Annotated in this window: 15 protein-coding genes; 4 read left to right on the top strand and 11 right to left on the bottom strand. The window is 47.8% G+C overall.

Annotated elements, in window-relative coordinates; translation table 11 throughout:
• Positions 1-34: 34 nt before the first annotated feature.
• Positions 35-1,126 (top strand): anthranilate phosphoribosyltransferase, encoded by a 1,092-nt coding sequence (locus AC3G2T_RS03940; protein ID WP_488434593.1) that lies wholly within the window; start codon positions 35-37, stop codon positions 1,124-1,126.
• Positions 1,127-1,279: 153 nt separating this feature from the next.
• On the opposite strand, the gene AC3G2T_RS03935 is transcribed toward AC3G2T_RS03940, so the two are convergent.
• A complete protein-coding gene (locus tag AC3G2T_RS03935) occupies positions 1,280-2,191 on the bottom strand; it encodes a LysR family transcriptional regulator (RefSeq protein WP_488434592.1) in 912 nt (303 codons plus the stop codon).
• A gap of 199 nt (positions 2,192-2,390) precedes the next feature.
• Here AC3G2T_RS03935 and AC3G2T_RS03930 point away from each other — a divergent pair, with 199 nt between their 5' ends.
• A complete protein-coding gene (locus AC3G2T_RS03930; RefSeq protein WP_488434591.1) occupies positions 2,391-2,855 on the top strand; it encodes a DinB family protein in 465 nt (154 codons plus the stop codon).
• A 318-nt stretch (positions 2,856-3,173) separates the two neighbouring features.
• Here the strand turns inward: AC3G2T_RS03930 and AC3G2T_RS03925 are convergent, their stop codons facing one another.
• The 10 genes from AC3G2T_RS03925 to AC3G2T_RS03880 form a co-directional block, all read right to left on the bottom strand.
• Positions 3,174-3,593, bottom strand: a complete 420-nt coding sequence (locus AC3G2T_RS03925; RefSeq protein WP_488434590.1) for a hypothetical protein — start codon at positions 3,591-3,593, stop codon at positions 3,174-3,176.
• Positions 3,594-3,985: 392 nt separating this feature from the next.
• A complete protein-coding gene (locus tag AC3G2T_RS03920) occupies positions 3,986-4,510 on the bottom strand; it encodes a hypothetical protein (RefSeq protein WP_488434589.1) in 525 nt (174 codons plus the stop codon).
• A gap of 284 nt (positions 4,511-4,794) precedes the next feature.
• On the bottom strand, positions 4,795-5,631 hold the full coding sequence (locus tag AC3G2T_RS03915; RefSeq protein WP_488434588.1) for a hypothetical protein: 837 nt from the start codon (positions 5,629-5,631) through the stop codon (positions 4,795-4,797).
• 210 nt (positions 5,632-5,841) lie between these two features.
• Positions 5,842-6,258, bottom strand: a complete 417-nt coding sequence (locus AC3G2T_RS03910) for a YxiF family protein (protein ID WP_488434733.1) — start codon at positions 6,256-6,258, stop codon at positions 5,842-5,844.
• Between the two features lie 37 nt (positions 6,259-6,295).
• Entirely contained in the window at positions 6,296-6,580 is a 285-nt protein-coding gene (locus AC3G2T_RS03905) for an HNH/endonuclease VII fold putative polymorphic toxin (RefSeq protein WP_488434587.1), read from the bottom strand.
• Positions 6,581-6,610: 30 nt separating this feature from the next.
• Positions 6,611-6,805 (bottom strand): hypothetical protein, encoded by a 195-nt coding sequence (locus tag AC3G2T_RS03900; protein ID WP_488434586.1) that lies wholly within the window; start codon positions 6,803-6,805, stop codon positions 6,611-6,613.
• 240 nt (positions 6,806-7,045) lie between these two features.
• The gene (locus AC3G2T_RS03895; RefSeq protein WP_488434585.1) at positions 7,046-7,588 is read right to left on the bottom strand and encodes a hypothetical protein; all 543 of its coding nucleotides are present in this window, start codon (positions 7,586-7,588) and stop codon (positions 7,046-7,048) included.
• Between the two features lie 136 nt (positions 7,589-7,724).
• On the bottom strand, positions 7,725-8,021 hold the full coding sequence (locus AC3G2T_RS03890; RefSeq protein WP_488434584.1) for a hypothetical protein: 297 nt from the start codon (positions 8,019-8,021) through the stop codon (positions 7,725-7,727).
• A 4-nt stretch (positions 8,022-8,025) separates the two neighbouring features.
• Positions 8,026-15,882: an RHS repeat-associated core domain-containing protein gene (locus AC3G2T_RS03885; protein ID WP_488434583.1), complete on the bottom strand. Its 7,857-nt coding sequence runs from the start codon at positions 15,880-15,882 to the stop codon at positions 8,026-8,028.
• A complete protein-coding gene (locus tag AC3G2T_RS03880) occupies positions 15,879-16,553 on the bottom strand; it encodes an RHS repeat domain-containing protein (protein ID WP_488434582.1) in 675 nt (224 codons plus the stop codon). The genes AC3G2T_RS03885 and AC3G2T_RS03880 overlap by 4 nt, the downstream gene beginning before the upstream one ends.
• 496 nt (positions 16,554-17,049) lie before the next feature.
• Between AC3G2T_RS03880 and AC3G2T_RS03875 the strand changes: the two genes are divergently transcribed.
• On the top strand, positions 17,050-17,424 hold the full coding sequence (locus tag AC3G2T_RS03875; RefSeq protein ID WP_488434581.1) for a hypothetical protein: 375 nt from the start codon (positions 17,050-17,052) through the stop codon (positions 17,422-17,424).
• A gap of 84 nt (positions 17,425-17,508) precedes the next feature.
• Positions 17,509-17,688 (top strand): hypothetical protein, encoded by a 180-nt coding sequence (locus AC3G2T_RS03870; protein ID WP_488434580.1) that lies wholly within the window; start codon positions 17,509-17,511, stop codon positions 17,686-17,688.
• Positions 17,689-17,922: the final 234 nt, after the last annotated feature.

The following is a 17,922-nucleotide window of genomic DNA, read 5'->3' as shown; positions in this document are numbered from 1 at the left end:
GTAGTAAGGAAGCAGGGGAGGAGGAGGGTTTTGGTTGAAGGAATGGATACAAGCGATCGGCGGGGGACGAACGGATGTGCGCGATCTTACCTACGACGAAGCGGTGCAGGCTGCGCATCAGATGGCCAGAGGAGATTCCACCGATGCGCAATGTGCCGCTTTCCTGATGGCGCTCCGCATGAAGGGCGAAGCCAGCGATGAACTGACCGCTTTTATCGATGTATTTCGCAGCTATTCGCTGGCCCATCATACGTTCGCCGACTCGCTCATTTGTGCGGGGCCTTCCGAAGGCAGACAGTTATTTCCAGTCACATTACCCGTCAGCCTGCTGCTTGCCTCGGTCGGTTTTCCCCAGGTGCTGCAAGGCGGCGATGCGCTTCCTCCCAAGCAGGGGACTTCGCTGAAAGAAATGCTGGAAGACTTTGGCGTTGCGCTTGAGCTTCCGATTGAGGCGTGGGAGACGATTTTTTTTCGGCTGCATATGGGATTTATGTGGACTGATCGGCTCTGCCCTCCTATCGGCAGGCTGAAGCCTGTACGCGAACAGTTGGGGCTGCGGACGATTTTGAACACGGTGGAGAAAGTTATGAATCCGATGCGCGCGGCCAATATGGTGATTGGCGTTCAGCCGGGCGCCGCCATGGAACCCTTAATTCCGATCTCGATTCGTTCGGGATTTCAAAACGTATACATCATTCAAGGGATAGAAGGCTCGGAGGATTTGCCGATTTATCAAAAGAGCACGATCCGCATCGTGACTCCGTGGGGCGACGAATCCCGCCTGGTGGAGCCGCAGAAGTTCGGTTTCCACAGTGACCCGCTCGTTCCGATCGGAAAAGAGGAGCAGATGTCGCTGGTGCAGCGCATCATTGCCGGCGACGATGCGCCGGAGCTGAAGCGGGAGCGGGACCATACGATTTTTAACGCCGGCTTGCGGCTGATGTGGTTTGATAAAGTAGGAAGCTATGAGGAAGGATTCCAACTGGCGGAAAATTTGCTGCAAAGGAAAGAGGCGCAAAAGGTGATGCGCCGCTGGATCGAGCACAGCAACCGTTACCGGGAGCAGCAGAAGCAGATGCAGATGCGCGACGGCGGCGATCCCGATCCTTCCGAGCGAACCGGATAAAAGGCCGCCGCTTAAGCTGCCGGAAGCACGCGGACCTGCCGCTCAGGCGACTATTTGCCGAAGGCGGCGGAGCCGTTCGTTGGGTGGCTGTGATGTGCTGTGTTGTGTTGTGTTGTGTTGTGCACCCGAAGCACATCAAATTTTAGTGAGCGGTTATCCCAACGACCTATTGGAATGCTCCGTTACGTTTTGAATGAAAGACTGCAATTTGCCTATGAATAACTTTGCTGCCTGCCCCATAAACTTGTCCTTCCGATGTATGATGCAGATATCCTGGCTTGGTGTAGGATTGAGCAATGTTACCACTGCGATGTTATCGCGGTTCAGATAATCAAGCAGCATTCGTGGAAGAATGGAGGCTCCTATCCCTTGTTCGACTAAGGACAGAAGCGTCGATAACGTAGAGGTTACAATCGGATTTTCTATTGAAATCCCTTTTTCTTGGCAGCAAGAATGGATGACCCTCGTAATCTGGTGCTCAGGACCGAACATCACCATCTTAAGCTGCTGCAACTGCTCAAAGGGAATCGACTTTGACTTCGCAACGGGGTGATCCGATTGGATGGCTAAAGCAAACTCCTCGTGGAACAAAGGGATGATAGAAATCCGATCATCCGGATTCGGAGGCGCTGTGGTAACTCCAAGATCTCTTGTACCGTCGACAATCTGTTCATACACATCAACAGTCTCCGTAACACTTATGGAGAGCTTGGGATATGCAAGGTGGAAATCGATCAACAGTGCATCAAAAAGCAAGTCCCCATCGCCTGGCAGAATCCCAATATCCAGCCTGCCGCTTTCCATTCGCTTAAGATCCGTTATCGCCCCTTTTATGTAGTCGATGCGTCCGAAGATGATATGACATTGCTCCAATAAAATCTTCCCCGCATCCGTTAGAGCGATCCGTTTGCCCATGCGATCGAATAGAGGAAGCCCGAGCTCGTTCTCCAGAAACTTAATCTGCTGACTCAGATTCGATTGTGTGGTGCAGAGGTTTTCGGCCGCCCTTGAGAAATGCATTTCCTTACATACGGCTGCAAAATATTCAAGCTGTCTTAGTTCCATTCCCCAGAACCCCTTTCTATAGCGATCTCCCTCGTACTATTATAGCTGACAATCCGATATATCCCAATATTTTCTATCCGATCATTACTAAAACCGATCAATTGCATCGGAATCTCGTGATTGTTGCTTCGGGATAGAAAGACTACACTTTAGATGTGAAAGCAAAACACACACAACAATTTATCGGGAGGCGTTTCAAATGGCACAATCGATCATTAATACGGGAAAAGTTCTGCGTCAGATCGTTATCGGACAGCTTCAAGGCGTTTCGGAGGCTCAATTCGACATTCAACCAGAAGGCTTCAATAATACAATTCGCTGGAATGTCGGTCACATGGTTTATTGGATGGATAAATATTCCACGCTGGCCTTTGGATGTCCGTCCGCGATTCCGTCACAGTATGAAACACTGTTTGGCTCCGGGACGAAACCTTCGAATTGGACGGCAGCCCCTCCGTCGAAAGAAGAGCTGACACAATTGTTAGCGGCACAACTTTCCCGTCTCTCCGAGCTGAAGCCCGAATTGCTGGACCAGAAATTGCAATCCCCCTTTGAAATGGGCCCATTCCAATTCATTACCGCCGGCGAATTATTCAACTTCGCTCTGATGCATGAAGCCATTCACCTCGGGGTTATTACCAGCCAGCTCAAATTGATACAATAGAGGGTATGCATAACGATTCAGCGTCTGCGCCGCGCTGATTGATCTCGTCACTATATCGTGGTTCACGACACAAAATAGGTTTGTACGAACAAAGAAAAGACCTTGATCGGCAAGTTGGCCGATCAAGGTTATTTTATTATTTCGCGATCGTATAAACTAATGGAATCCGGGGGGGTGAACCCCGATAGTTCTTAAAGTTCTAGAAGTTCTAGAACTCTACGATCTGCACGACTCGAGAAAGGGGTTCCTGCCGGATGCGTATGATAAATCAGCAATACATTTTTATTAATTGGTACAGGCACGCTGTTTGAAGTACAGCTAATTTTTATCTTGATCATCTAGCTTGGCGATGTTAAGGATCTCTCTTATGAAAGGTGTTACAGCATGACAATTTTCCAAATCATCCTCATCCAACAAAGCCCAATAAAAAACAGTATTTTTATGAATACTAATATCTTGAAGGATATGATACCTGATGGAACTAGCCCAACTCTCCTCATCCTTTCTTACTGTTATAGCATCATTATATGATGAAATAATAATAACCATTAAAGTAAACTTTTCGTCTACATCTAATTCAACTTTTTCATAAGCCAATAAGAATTCAGCTACTCTCGAGGAATCTGAAACTTCGTACTCCCAATCTTGTGAAAATTCATCGGGCGCAGGTAGATTGATTTTCTTTACAAGACCTTCAATAGCACTTTTAGTAACATACTTAGGAGATATATATCCCATTTTTTATTTCTCCTTCTTAAATTATTTTCCTACACCTGACGGGGGCGCTACTATATAGGAAAGCAGTTCTAATCCCACCATTTTACTATTTCTCGCCCTCCAAAAAAAGAAACCTATAAGTGATCTGTTACACGAAACGGAATTGCATTACATAGGGGATAATTGACAATCTCACTTGTATGTACCGTCTTATCAGGAAAATAATAAATGGGGCGGATGAGGGTTAAGTTCTTTCAGGGCGTTCCACCCGATTCATTCGGCACTAGTGAGGGGTAAAAAAAAGACCTCAGGTACAAGATAACTGGTGTTCCTCAAACTTAAAAGGACCGTCAGGGCAAATTTCCTTGACGGTTTTTCTTACTACCTCACGATCGTAAAGAAGAATGTAGTTCCTATTTACTGCAAATATTTTTAATTTGAGTTTCTACTGGATACTTCCCGATCCTTGGTAACACCCTTTCCACAAAGTTCTCTTCCCAAAATTGTTTTTGTTCTAAACCACCTATATTAATTCCCGTAAATTGGGGATCTATAAATAAATCCTGCCCGTTTATTAATTTGATATGTAAAACATCACATATCAGCGCATTTTCCAAATCCTCTAAGTTAAAAAAAACTATACTGTCCACGCGATTTTCTGCTAAAGGATTGGTAAAAATAAATTCACCAATCTTAGCTCTGCAAGGAATCACATCTTCAATATCATTCTCATATCTAAGAGAATCCAGAATTGTAATACGGAGCTTCCCGTAACCGTCTATTGTCTCAAACTGGATGAATTGACCACCAAACTCCAAATATAAAAAATTTGTATTAGAAATGAATTCAGCAATTCCATTTTCCTCTATGTGTACAACACCAGGTAAATGAATCTCATCTATATTATTACTTATGAGTTCTTTAATCTCCTTCAACATCTCCTAGACCTCCATTTTTATGGAATAAACATTATATTCAAATCCATCGCCTTACCTTGTTCAAGTAGTGTAACCCATTCACCATCTGGTTTTGTTACTACTGTCAAACCTTTTCCTCTTTCCAAAAATCTTTGTTACAATTAGGACAACAAACATATCCCTCTCCAATTGCGCTTCCATTAGTTTTGAGTATTGGTTAATTAATTCAAATTCAATATACTTCTCGCCTACGTCCTTACTAATCGACAAATGCATCATCCCTGCATAAAATAATATCTACTTTCCTATCGCCCATCAGGCAGTGTAAAAATAACATCCAGCGGATCTCTCCCGCTAAAAAGTGTTTGATACAGGTTTAGGACTCTTGATGATTGCAGATCTATGGCTTCATCATGGATGAGCTTACCCAGTTCTTCAAATATAGCTCCTTCTCTCTCATCGATGATATTTTGTTTAACCAGCCTTAGAGAACTGCCCTCTCGACTAAACGGCCAATCGACATGCGCTCCTTCATAATCAAACACAAAATCAATGGAGCTCACCCTTTGGTATTTACTTACGTGAGGATGCAAAATAACCAAAAATTGCGCAAAAATATAAGTACGCTCCCTGACCTTTTGCGCATCCTTCACTTCGGCTTGAAGCGTGGATGATTCAGGGGGCAAATCTCCCAATGAATGAATGTTTATATATGTCAACAATGAAATAGCTTGTTGTTTGTCTTTAAACATAGCGATCCTGACGAATATTTCATTACTGCTGATCCCCGATTCAATAAACCCTCTCAAACATCTGGCCGCATTTTCCAGCGTAGTAGCATACTGTGCCAATAGAGGAATGTACTCACTAAAAAGCTTTTCTATCATGCTCTTCTCAGCATTACCGTAAGTCGCTTCCACAATGGTCTCAATCACTAACGCCTTATTATACTTTTCATTTATTTTCGGCAACACTTCTTCTAAGAGGTGACTGGTAAATTCAACATCATAAAAATCTAATAAGGTTGAATAATCCTTCAAGCCGCGTAAGAAGGCCATAAATGTTTCAAATTCTGGAGAACCTTCACTACTATGAGTTAAATATTTAAATAAAGAGTTTATTTTGTGTACTTTATCCTCCATAAAAATCTCCTTTTAGTTGATATATTTTAATATAGAAGGCCATGCACATTGCTGGTGACTTCCGTTCTTATCATACGTGCAGGCGAGGGTATCGTCGGATCATAGAAACCCGCGCGCCTTCTGTGCCATCATAGAGATAGGAGGTAGCACGGGACAGAGCTCTCAAAAAAGAAGCCTTGAATGGCATTAAGCCCTCCAAGGCGATACGCATTAAATTCCCCAAATTGTTTTTAGGTAATTATGCTCTTCTGCTTCAAAACAAATACCGAATTTACCTTCATTTTGAATAATAATTATGTCTTGTCCTTCAAGGAAGTAAATAATTTCCAGGAACAGCTTTGAAAACTCTTCATAAGTGATAATAATTGCCCCCGACTCGGCATCTCGATAATGTAATAGTATTACCTTTTCTTCTTTTAGATGCCAAGTTAATTCAAGGATTTTCTTTAATTCGTCAATTACTTCATTAAGGTTATTTAGCTGCTTTGGTTTGCCATTACTAACTATTTTGTACGCCATTGCTCTGAGAATTGCTGTGTCATCATGGTTCAGAAATTGAGCATCGGATAAGGCTATGCCTGTTTTCTCAATAAATTTATGAACTACCGTTTCTCTAGACTGTTTCATTTTGTTCGGGGACATAAGCCTTTCTCGTTTTTCTTTCCTATCTTCCATTTCCTCTGAATCCTCCAAAATCTTCTGGATAATGACCTTGTGTTCCTGGTATCCGTCTATATCTCTCATCTGGCTTAAATAAATCTTGGCCGAGATATTTCTGTTTTGCACCATGAAAATGCGGCCCTCTACCAAATGGATCATTCCGATGCTCAATGATGTATCTTTTCTTACCATCAACATCGTATTCATATACTCTTTGGGCATTAGCCGGGCCACAAAATAGGTTTGTACGAACAAAGAAAAGACCTTGATAGGCAAGTTGGCCGCTCAAGATTATTTTACTATTTCACGATTGTAAAAACTAAATGCTATGCACTATTTCACATTTATTCTTTAGCATTTCTTTGATTACTGATTCATAGATGTCATTATCCTCAATAATCAATGCCGACTTATCCATCTTGTTAAATATTGAGAAATCGCCATCTTTCATTTTGACAAGAGCATATTCGTTTCTATTAGTTGTCCAGATGTAACTAAATTGTTCCAGATTCATGCCAGTACACCTCCCTCCCTTTATTATTTGTGTTCTCCAAATGAAATGGATGAATCTTTATATAGTTATTTACATGAATTATATGTGTTATTGGTTGTAATAATGGGTTCATTCGTCACTCACCCCTCGAAAAAAGAAACCTTGAAAGGCACAAAGCCAATCAAGGTCCATGGTATTTATTCTTCTATATATTCCTTAAAACCATTGTGAATTTTAACTTGCTCTAGGGTACTCAATCACTCATGCATCATATTTTAATATATGAGAAATATTGTACATAGATATCCAATCACTAAAAAGTTTTTCACTCAATAGTTCTGGACATACCTTTTGGCCATAGGCAATAAAATTTCCAAACAACTCTTCAATCATTTTTTTTACAGTCGACTTTTCCATTATAATACATGATGGTGAAGGTGACCATCCATGCATTAAACTTTTGCATTCTAACTGTAACTCGCCACCGTCTTTTTCACTAAACACTATTTCCCTCAACACACCTTGCTCATAAAAACCTAAGCAGAAGTTGTATTCATTTTTATTGATATTTTGAATTATTTCTGGTAATTCCTCAATAATCAATGGAAGGTCGAAATTACAATCTACAGGCCATCGTTCACTTCCAAAACCTGAAATAATAAAATCAATATTTCCAGTTTGATGTAGATATCTACAAATGTCAGATATTACACTAGTTTCATCATCGAGCTCATCATCATATTCTTTTTCTTCAATTGTCATTTTATCAAAGTTGTTTTTATGCTGTAAGCACATTCTAAACACTGAATGTATTCTCCTTTATTTTACTTGCGTGAATATTAAGTGCGTATGGAACTCATTCGGCGTTGGGTAGCCCCCATCCAAAAAGAAACCTTGAAAAGCCGAGGCTAATCAAGGTTATTGAACTAAATTTACTTGCTTAAAAAGGGGTAAAGATTAATCGGCTATCGGTTATTTTTTTGCATTTTTCAGCTAATAAAATAATTTCTTCAACATGTTTTTTTGCGTTGGAATCAACTAGCATATCTTTTAATCTCTCAAGTTCAAGTAATAAATTATCCATGTCTTTACTTGAGAATACATCGTAACTACAAGTAGACAACTCTCCTAACATTTCAAACTTATCTTCATCTTGTTGCAGATAGTCTACATTGTTTTTCTCAAACACTTTATCCAGTTGCTGACCGTTAACTGATTCTAATATAATTTTAAACATATTATCACTCTCCAAACCCTAATCCACCTGGAAAAGTATTTACTAGGTTACCTTTTTTATCAGTAATCACTGTTATCGTATTCGTTGGTGCACCGCTCCTATTGATCGGTAAATTACCAACTGGGTAACCAACATCAACCTGGCGAACAAAATCTCCCGAAGTCGGTGAAATATTTACTGGTGAATTCACAACTTGTTTTGATTGTAATAATTTCTTTAATTCATCCCGAGAGATAGAGAATTGTGATTTGTTAGGTCTATCTACTCCACCATGCTTTCCTAGTGCATAATTCAGACCAGAACCTTTCACATTAGCATCACCGTTACGCACATTAATTCTTTTATAAACTAGTTTAGGGATATTTGCAACTTCACCCGCACCCCCGGAGCGAAGCATACTTCCCATATTATCCCCCGCAACGGGGCCATCGAGTTTCCCTGCTCTTCTGACCAAAAGCCCTTCCAGCTTCTGCTCAGCGGCTATAACACCCTTGGTGAGATACTTGCCGCCGACTTTCAGGCCGGGGATAGGGATGATGCCGAGCGTGGCTCCGATGCCTTCGCTCCAGCGGTCCGCAGCAGATAGCTGTTGGCCGGTGATCAGATTCGTGCCGGTGAACGCCTGCTGGAAGCCTTTAACCGTGCCGACCCATGGAATGATGTCGAGCAGGAAGCTGCCGCCTTGCGCCAGGTACGACGTATCGCCGTCGCGGCTGAGGCCGAAAGGATCGACGTACGAAACAGGGTTTCCGTTTACGTATGCATAACGGTTCAGCGATTGCGCCGCGCTGATCGTTCCCGTTACTACATCGCGGTTTACGAAACGGCGGATTTCCGGGTTGTAATAACGCGCCCTCATGTAGTAAAGGCCGTTCGGGTCGGTCATCACGCCGTCGCGCCCGTTGTAGCGGAACGGATTCGGCGTAGTGCCCTCCTCGGAAAGCAGCTCGCCGTACGGTGCGTACGTGTACTTGTCAGTGACTTGACCGCTAATGTCGGTCAGTGCTATTGTGCTGCCCCTGCGGTCGTAGTGGTAGGCCCGATAATCGCCCGAGCTATTTTCCCGGCCGATCAAGCCGAGACCGTAGACATAGTAGGCTTGGGTATTGCCGTTTGCGTCTTTTTCCATCAAGATCTGCGAAAGCATGGCGTTCGGGTTGACGACATATTTGGTCGTAACGCCGTTCACTGTCATGCCGACGCGGATGTTCTCGCTGTTATAAGCGTAGCTGACTCCGCCTGCAGAGATCAAGCGATTTCTAGTGTCGTACTGGTACCCCTGAAGCTGGCCGCCAAGCGGGCCTGTAATCATGTTCCCATCCTGATCGTAGGCGGCATTCATGCCGTTAAAGGTAGCCAGCCTATTGTCGGCCGAATAGGTCATGGTGCCGTAAGCGACAGGCATTTTTGTTGCACCGTAGGTGCTGGAAGTCACGGTCGGCGCATTGTTCTTCTCAGTCAGAACGTTGCCTGTCTCATCATACGTGTACGCATACCGGCTGATCCATTCTCCGCTTGCCGCTTGGTCCGTCAATCCGGTTAATTGGCCGTTCGCGTCATAGGCTCTCGTCTCGACCGATCCGTCAGGACGGGTTGTGGTCGTAAGCCGCCCAACGGCATCGTAGCCGTACGCGGTTTTGCGGCTCGCCCAGTCGGACACTTCTTTGAGCCTATTCACGGCGTCATATGTGTAGGTTACTTTTTTGCCGTCCGGATAGGTCAGGCCCGTCAAGTTGCCGTTCGCATCATATTCATAGCGAAGCGTGTTGCCGTCGGCATCGGTATAGGTCGATACTCTGCCCAGCGCATCGTAGGTGCGCAATAGCGCGGCTCCTTTTTCGTCGGTGACTGCCGTTATGCTGCCGTTCTTATCATACGTGTAGGCGACGGAGCCTGCCGGGTCGGTGAAGCCCGCGAGTCTTCCTGCATCGTCGTATTGATAGGAGGTGTTCTGGCCGCGTCCGTTCGTTTCCTGCTGCAAGCGTCCGTTCGCATCGTACAAATAGCGGATCGCCGCGCCTGCCGCGTTAGTTTCGCTCAAGAGGCGTCCGGCCCGATCATATGTGTAAGCCGTTTCGTTACGATTCGGGTCATAGTAGGAGGCGAGTTGGTCGGCTGCATCATAAGTCTGACCGCTGACACCGTTCTTGGCATCGGTCGCCTGCGTGATTCGGTTCATTTTGTCATACGCGTATTTCGTTTGGCGCCCTTTGGCGTCCGTTATTTGCGTAAGACGATTCAGCGAATCGTACTGTTGGGTGAGCTTGTGATTGAGCGCATCCTTGATTGAAGCTGGGTTGCCCATGGTGTCATAATCAACGGCATACACTCGATTCCCGAGCGCATCGAAGGCAGCAACAGTTCTGTCAACGGCATCGTATTCGTAACGGATCGTTTGGCCGAGTGCGTTGGTGATCTGGGTCAGCCGTCCTTTGGGATCGTAGCCGTACGTCGTCGAGTTGCCGCGCGCATCGGTTTCCTTAACAAGTCTGTCTTCCGCATCGTAGAAAAAGCGTGTTGTATGCCCAAGCGCATTGGTAACGCTGGCCAGATTGTCATTCGCATCGTAATCGTACGTCGTCGAGTTGCCCAATGCGTCGGTTTCGGCAAGCAAATTGCCTCTCGGGTCATAGGAATACGAAACCTGATTGCCCAGCGGGTCTGTGGATGTCAGGATCTGATCCTTGTTGTTGTAGGTCAAGGACAGCTTTTTGCCGTCGTTGCCCGCCAAGCTTATGACGCGTCCCGCCGCATCGTAACCATAGTGCACGGCATTGCCCTCAGCGTTGGATACAGATTCCAGGACACCGCCCGCATAGCTAAAGGTCATCGTTCTTCCCGCGCCGTCTGTCGCGCTAAGCAGCAAGCCGTTGACGTCATACGTATAACGAGTCGTACCGCCGTCCGGAGTCGTCAGGCCGGTCAGATTGTTGGCCCCATCATACGTGCTGAGAAGCTGATCTCCTGCAATGTTCGTCACGCTGATCTGATTGTTGTTCGCATCATACGCCATTGCAACCGTCTTGCCGGATGAGTCCGTCGCACTTGTCATATTTCCTGCGGCATCGTAAGCAAACGTATTGCTTTGGCCGAGCGCATCCGTAACGGAAGTCCGGTTTCCGTTCGCATTGTACGTGTAAGTCGTGCTTGCTCCCAGCTCATCCTGAACTTCGATCAAACGATTGCCGTTATGTTTCAAAATCCGCTTGTTACCCGTGCGGTCGGTTATCGTGGTGGTCAGGGTGCCGCCGTTTTCTTCGTACTTGAACGTTGTCGGCGCATGGTCGGCTACGGCGTCCTGTTGAGCGATTATGCGGCCTCGGCTATCGTACGTATTGGCGAAACGGAGCGTTCCCTGCTCGGTGCCTGTCAAAATGCGTCCCGATGCATCATACGTATATTCGCTCGTACTCCCGTTTGCATCCGTAATCCCGGTCAAGTGATTATTCTTATCATAAGTTAACCGCACCTGTCTGGACATGTTGTCCTGGACCGAAGCCAGCAAGCCGTTCGCCCCATACGCGAAGGTCAGGCTTTTACCCGATAGCGGTTCGTTTGCGGAAGCCAATTTCCCTGCCTGGTTGTAAGCAAAAAGCAGTCCGATTCCATTCTTGTTTTGCAGTTTGGTCAGTTTGCCTGCCGAAGAGAACTCATAGCTGGTTCCTTCTTTCCGCTCCAGCAGGTAGGAGCCGTCTGCTTTTTTAACAAGTTTGTCCTGCTTGGTTGCTTCGTCCGAAGACGTGTAGCTGCCGCTGCCTATGCTTGTAAAATCGTTGTGGCGGTTCGCATTCCAATAAACCTGAACGCCGCCTTGTCCTGTGTCTTTCAGGCTGATCTCATAGAGATGTCCCCAGCCAGGTCCAACGTCGCCTTTATTAAGCAGCAAAGAGTAATATTGGAGCTGGAACGGCACTTCTACCGCACCGTGAACCGTCAGCAAAGTCCGGCTGATCCATTGCGCGCCAGTCGAAGTATCGACCGGATCGGCGTGCATCGATTGGACATCGTAGCTTGCAGGATCAAGCTTGCTGATATCCGTTGCGGTTCCGGCATCCGGCGCATCCTCGAACAGGAAGGAGTCGAAAGGTCCGAACACATCGTAAGCGGCGGAACCAGTGTTGGTAATTCTGAGCTTCTGCCCGGCTGCAATCGTCAACGAGCCTTGACCCTGCTGAGGCGTTCCCCCATCGGAGCCGGCATAGCTGAATGATCCGCCAAGTGTCAACAATTGCGGGCCGCCGGCCTTGTTGGTCACCAGGATGCTTTTGCCGGAGGCGAGAGTTTTCGCCAGCAGCGCCGGAGCCACCCGATCCGTGACGGTAAAAGCGTTTTTGGCGCCCGTTACAGTAATCGTGCCGCTGCTGCGGTTGGTAATGACGATGCGCCCGGAGCTCGGGACGGTCATTTCGCCGGGAGCCGCTTTTTGCCTATATTCCGCGGCAATGCCCGCACTGTCGCTAATCACAACATCTACGGAGCCGGTCACATTCAGCGGCATGTCCAGTGAAGCGTTATTTTGCGCTTCCATGCTCTGTCCGGGAGCCAGAGAACGGGTAAACACGCTCGCCGCCGTACCGTCATCCATCACGACCTTATCGAACGGAGCCGCAATTTCCAGTGGTTTGGCGTCCGCATTGACAACCACAAGGCGATAATAAGATCTTAGCAAAATAATGCCGGCAGGATGCTTGGTTCCTGTGCCTGCAGTTTTGCCCAGAGAGTCGAATAGCGTGTAATCGAACGCGCCGTCGAGTTGCGGCCAATAAGCGGATGACGAGGTGTTAAGAACCGATGCCGTTTGAGCGGGATTCAAGGTCTTGATCATCAAAGCGGGATCGGTACGGTCCGTGACTGTAAATGCATCGAACGAACCTTTCACAGTAAGAGTCCCCGTCCCGCGATTCGTAATAACGATCCGATCGCCTGCGCTGACGCTATTGCTTCCCGTGCCCGTCAGTTTGTCTAAGCCCCGCACTTGTCCTGTGCTTCCGTAGGAGGCATAGTCGTAAACGCCGCCGCTGTTCCTCACGGAAAAGCCCATTTTCGTGTGATTGGCGGCCTGAAGCGTTTGACCGCTTGCCAGATTCTTTACAAACGTAACCGGCGTTTGGCGGCTTTTGGCCTGGAATATGTCAAAAGCGCCCGATACTTCCGTGATTGCCGTTCCCGAGTTCGTGACCGCCAGTCGCTTCCCCGGATTCAGCTGCTTGAAATTTGAAGTGACATCCGGAAGGTAATAGTCAGGCTCCCCGGAGGCATCGTAAGTTGCGTAATCATACGTCCCTTTTATATGGAGCTCAGCGAGGGGAGTCGTACTTGTATTTGCTGCCTCCATGCTTTGTCCGGGAGACAAGCTCTGGATAAACAAAGCCGGGTTCTGACGATCCGTTACTGTAAATGCATCATAAGGACCTGCAACCTGAACGGTTCCGCTGTCGGCATTCGTGACAACCGTCCGCTCGCCGGTGCTAATGCTCAATATTCCGGGAATTCGCATCCGGCTTGAAGTATCCAGATCGCCGCTCTTCTTGTAGTTGGCGAGATCATACTTGCCGGATATCCGGATTGGAAATGCGGAGTCGGATGTATTGAGCGTCTGAAGCGTAGATCCGGGAGCAAGATTTTTGATAAAGGAGACCGGGGTTGCCCGATTTTGAACGGTAAAAGCGTCATAGGGACCCCATACTTCCAATGCGGCGCTGTCCGTATTCATAACGGCAAGGCGCTTGGCTGACGATACCAGCACAATTCCTGCGATGTTGTCGCCTCTATAGGACTCCAGCTTGTCGGTGCTTGCATATATAGCGCTATCGTACACTCCGGTGACATGAACATAATAGGGGAGCGAGGATATATTGACCGCTTCCATGCTTTGCTGCGGCGCCAGCGTCTTAATGAATAAAGCCGGGTTCGACCGCGGGGCGACCTGAAATGCATCGTAAGGCCCGTAAAACTCCATGAAGCCAGCCCCTGCATTCGTAACCGCGAGTCGTTTGGACGCGTCCGCCGATATGGAACCGCCTGATACATTCCGCCCGAAACTGCCCACATCGTCCGTGCTGCCGTATTTGGCATAATCAAAATTGCCTGAAGCGTAAAGGGCAATCGAACGGGCTGTCCGGTTGGTAACATCCAGACTGGAGCCAGGAGACATATTGCGGATGAATAAGGCCGGATTCGTCCGATTGCTTACTTGAAACGCATCAAAAGGCCCGGTTACCGTCAAAGCGCCGTTTCCCGGATTGGTAACGGCCAAGCGATGGGAGGCCGGCACCAGATTCGAGCGGACGTCTTGGCTTCTTTTATATTCCGCAACCGTGCCATCGTCCGCATATTCGGCAAAGTCAAAGGCGCTGCTCAGGGACAAATTAAAGTTGGTCGCAGAGGTATTTACGGCATCCATACTTTGTCCGGCAGATAAAATCTTCGTAAAAGAAACCGGATTGCTCCGCCCGGCAAACGAAATTGCATCGTAAGGCGCCGCAACATCGAATACGCTGCTGCCTGAATTGGTTATTGCCAATTTCTTGGAAGCGGGAAGAAGGACCCCTGTCTGCGCTCCTTGGCGGGTATAGGAGTAAATGTCTCCCGGCACATGATAAAGCGCATAATCATACGTTCCTCCGACCGCAACCGTAACGCTTCCTGCGGTTCGATTCACAGCTTCCAGGCTTTCGCCCAATGATAAAGTTTTGATGTACAAAGCCGGATTCGTGCGATTGTCTACTTGAAATCCGTCATAGGGCCCGGCGACCTCCATCGCGGAAGTTCCCCTATTCGTCACATCCAGACGATCGGCTGACGAAATGGCGTTGGTTGCCGTTTTTTGATTTCTTCCATAACTGATGACTTTTCCCGTTGCGTCGTATTCGGCGTAATCATAGGTGCCGTTTAATGTAAGGGTGAAAAGCCTGGGTGTCTTATTTGTCGCCTGCATGCTTTGTCCGACGGACAACGTTTTGACGAAGGAAGTCGGATTGGTCCGGTCGGCAAATACAAACCCGTCGTACGGTCCCGATACGTTAATGATCTTCGTATCCGAATTCGTAATCGAGAGCCGCTCCGATTTAGTGACGGCCTGACTGGTCGCTGCGCGTTTGCGCCCATAAGCGGATATGCTGCCGTCCGGCTCATAATTGGCATAGTCGAACACACCGCTCATAGACAAGCTGAAACTTCTGCTGCTGGTATTCGTAGCCTCCATGCTTTGTCCGGGAGACAATGTCTTGTAAAAGACGGCCGGGTTTACCCGATACGTTATCGTCCATAAGCCGTTAGCTCCGTAGACGTCAATCGTCTTGGTATCCCGATTCGTGATCGCGATTCTGTTCATGGACAAGAGCGCCTTCGCCCCTTTGGGGCTTCCCTTGGCAAAAGAGGACAAATCGCCGTTCTCGTCATACTTTGCGTAATCGTGAACTCCGTCGATCGTGATCGATTTGCTTCCGCTGCCGGTGTAAGTGGCATCGATGCTTTCTCCCGGCGACAGGAACCTATGCACAAGCGCGGGGGTGGAAACATAGCTGATGTCAAAGTCAAAAGCGCTGGAAAGAGTTAATGTCGCATTGGACGTATTGGTAATGACGAGCTTTTCCGTATGATTGATGCTGTATGAGGAGGCGGCAGTTTTTTTACCGTACATATACAACCCGCCGTCCGAATAATACTCCGCATATTCATGCGCTCCGCTTACCTTGATCCCTATCACCCAAGAACTGTTTGAAGTTCTTGGCATTAATTCCGCCGTAGCGCCGGGACTCAGATTGTACGAGTAATTATCGGCGGCGCTTGCCGTTACCGCCCAGACGGACATCATCAGCAGCATGAAAAGGAGCGAGACAATCAAACGTTGTTTAATCACGGATTACCTCCAGCCTGAAGCAAGCGAATTCCGCTGACGGTTACATCCGCTGACGAGACTTCGGAACCCAGACGTATGGTGAACTGAATTTTCGCTGTAACGGCATCTGAAGGAGCGGTCACTCCGATCGACAGCGCTTGTCCAATCTTCCCCTGCGCATCATAAGTCGCGTTTGACTCACCAACCGGCTGACCGGTATCGTTTGAAAATTGAACGGTAACTTGAATGCTTGCATCATTCAGGGACAACGCATCTATTTCCCCCTGAAGCTGGTAGTAGGTATTTCCTGTTACGGTTGCCGTTTGGGAGATGGATACCTCACCCGGAGATTGGGCAAAGGCTTTGATGCGCACTCCGTCTCCGTATACGGAACTCGCGACCGATTCGTACTCGGCCGATACCCCCGGCGAAGAATAAGTTTCCCATCCATATGCAGCGCCGGCAGCAGCCATCGGTTGTGAAATCGCCATAGCACGGGGAGCCTGCACTTGCCGGACACTCGTTATATTTCCGGAAGCATCATAACTGTACGTTACCCGTTCCCCTGAGTCCATCGTTGCGGAAATCAACCGATTCAGCTCGTCATACTCATATTCATCGGCCAAAGCGGAAGCTGGGTAACACAATAAACAAGCAAACAAAAGCACGCGAAAAACGTGGAGCAATTTCATAGCTCACCTCTCCAAAATGGTTAGTATTGATAATGATTTGAAGCTTTTGCGGTCCTCCTCTACCTAAAAAGTATCTATATAAACCTATTTCCCCCGGAATATAGAATCCGGACGAAATAAGAGAGAAAACCCGCACATTGGAGCAGCGTACCCTTTGTTAAGAAGTCCCGGGCCAGGAATCTGTCCGACGAAACGTTTTGTGTGTATGATCTGTCGGACAGGCTCCCGGAAGAGCAGAGGGGACGCCTAATCGGTGTGCGTTCGGTCTTCCCCGATAAGCGCTGTTACCTGCGTTTGCCTCTGACACGCACTTCTCTCGGGAGGGAGCGCTTAATCCTGTTGTGCGTCCGGTCTTTCCCATCCCGCGCGGCACCGTGCGTGCCTCTCCCGCGCACCTTGGTGCGAGAGGGAGTGCTTAATCCTGTTGTGCGTCCGGTCTTTCCCATCCCGCGCGGCACCGTGCGTGCCTCTCCCGCGCACCTTGGTGCGAGAGGGAGTGCTTAATCCTGTTGTGCGTCCGGTCTTTCCCGATAAGCGCTGCGCCTTGCTTGTATCTCCTGCGCACACTCTCCTGCACCTCTTCCCCCGCACAGTTTGCGGCGCTGCTCAGCGAGAGGAAGGCTCCCGTGCTCGCATCCCGCAAAAACCTGCAAAAGTGCAGGTTTTTTGCGTGAAGGTGGTTCATTTTGGCGAAAAGCCTGCGATTGTGCAGGAATTTTCGTTGAAAATGAACCTGGGCCCCCTGCAGTCGGCGAAAAGCCTGCACAATTGCAGGAATATTTCGTTGCCGGCTGCTTCAACGAGCAAAAAACTGCACTTTTGCAGGCTTTCTTCGCTCGCTACCGCGTGCAGCTCCCAGCGCGTGCCATAACCAGCTCGCCTCTCTCACACACCTCCCCCGCGCGCCTCTTCCCCCGCACAGTTTGCGGCGCTGCTCAGCGAGAGGGGGGCTCCCGTGCTTGCAACCCGCAAAAACCTGCAAAAGTGCAGTTTTTTGCGTGAAGGTGGTTCATTTTGGCGAAAAGCCTGCGATAGTGCAGGAATTTTCGTTGAAAATGAACCTGAGCCCCCTGCAGTCGGCGAAAAGCCTGCACAATTGCAGGAAAATTTCGTTGCCGGCCGCTTCAACGAGTAAAAAACTGCACTTTTGCAGGCTTTCTTCGCTTGCACCGCGTGCAACTCCCAGCACGCGGTGTTTCGATGCGCAGCCAGGCAGAATGTTCGATCAACTCTGGGGTGTGAGTTACCGGACAGCCTGCTACTGCACTAAGGCTAGAGTTTCATAGATATGGGCAAAAAATGAAATAAAACCGATTATACCAGTAAATAACAATACAAAATATGAATAATTTGTGAATATCATTCAACT

This window comes from Paenibacillus sp. sgz302191, assembly GCF_057749925.1.
The sequence above is the reverse complement of the archived record's forward strand: the minus strand, read 5'-3'. Positions and strand labels throughout refer to the sequence as shown.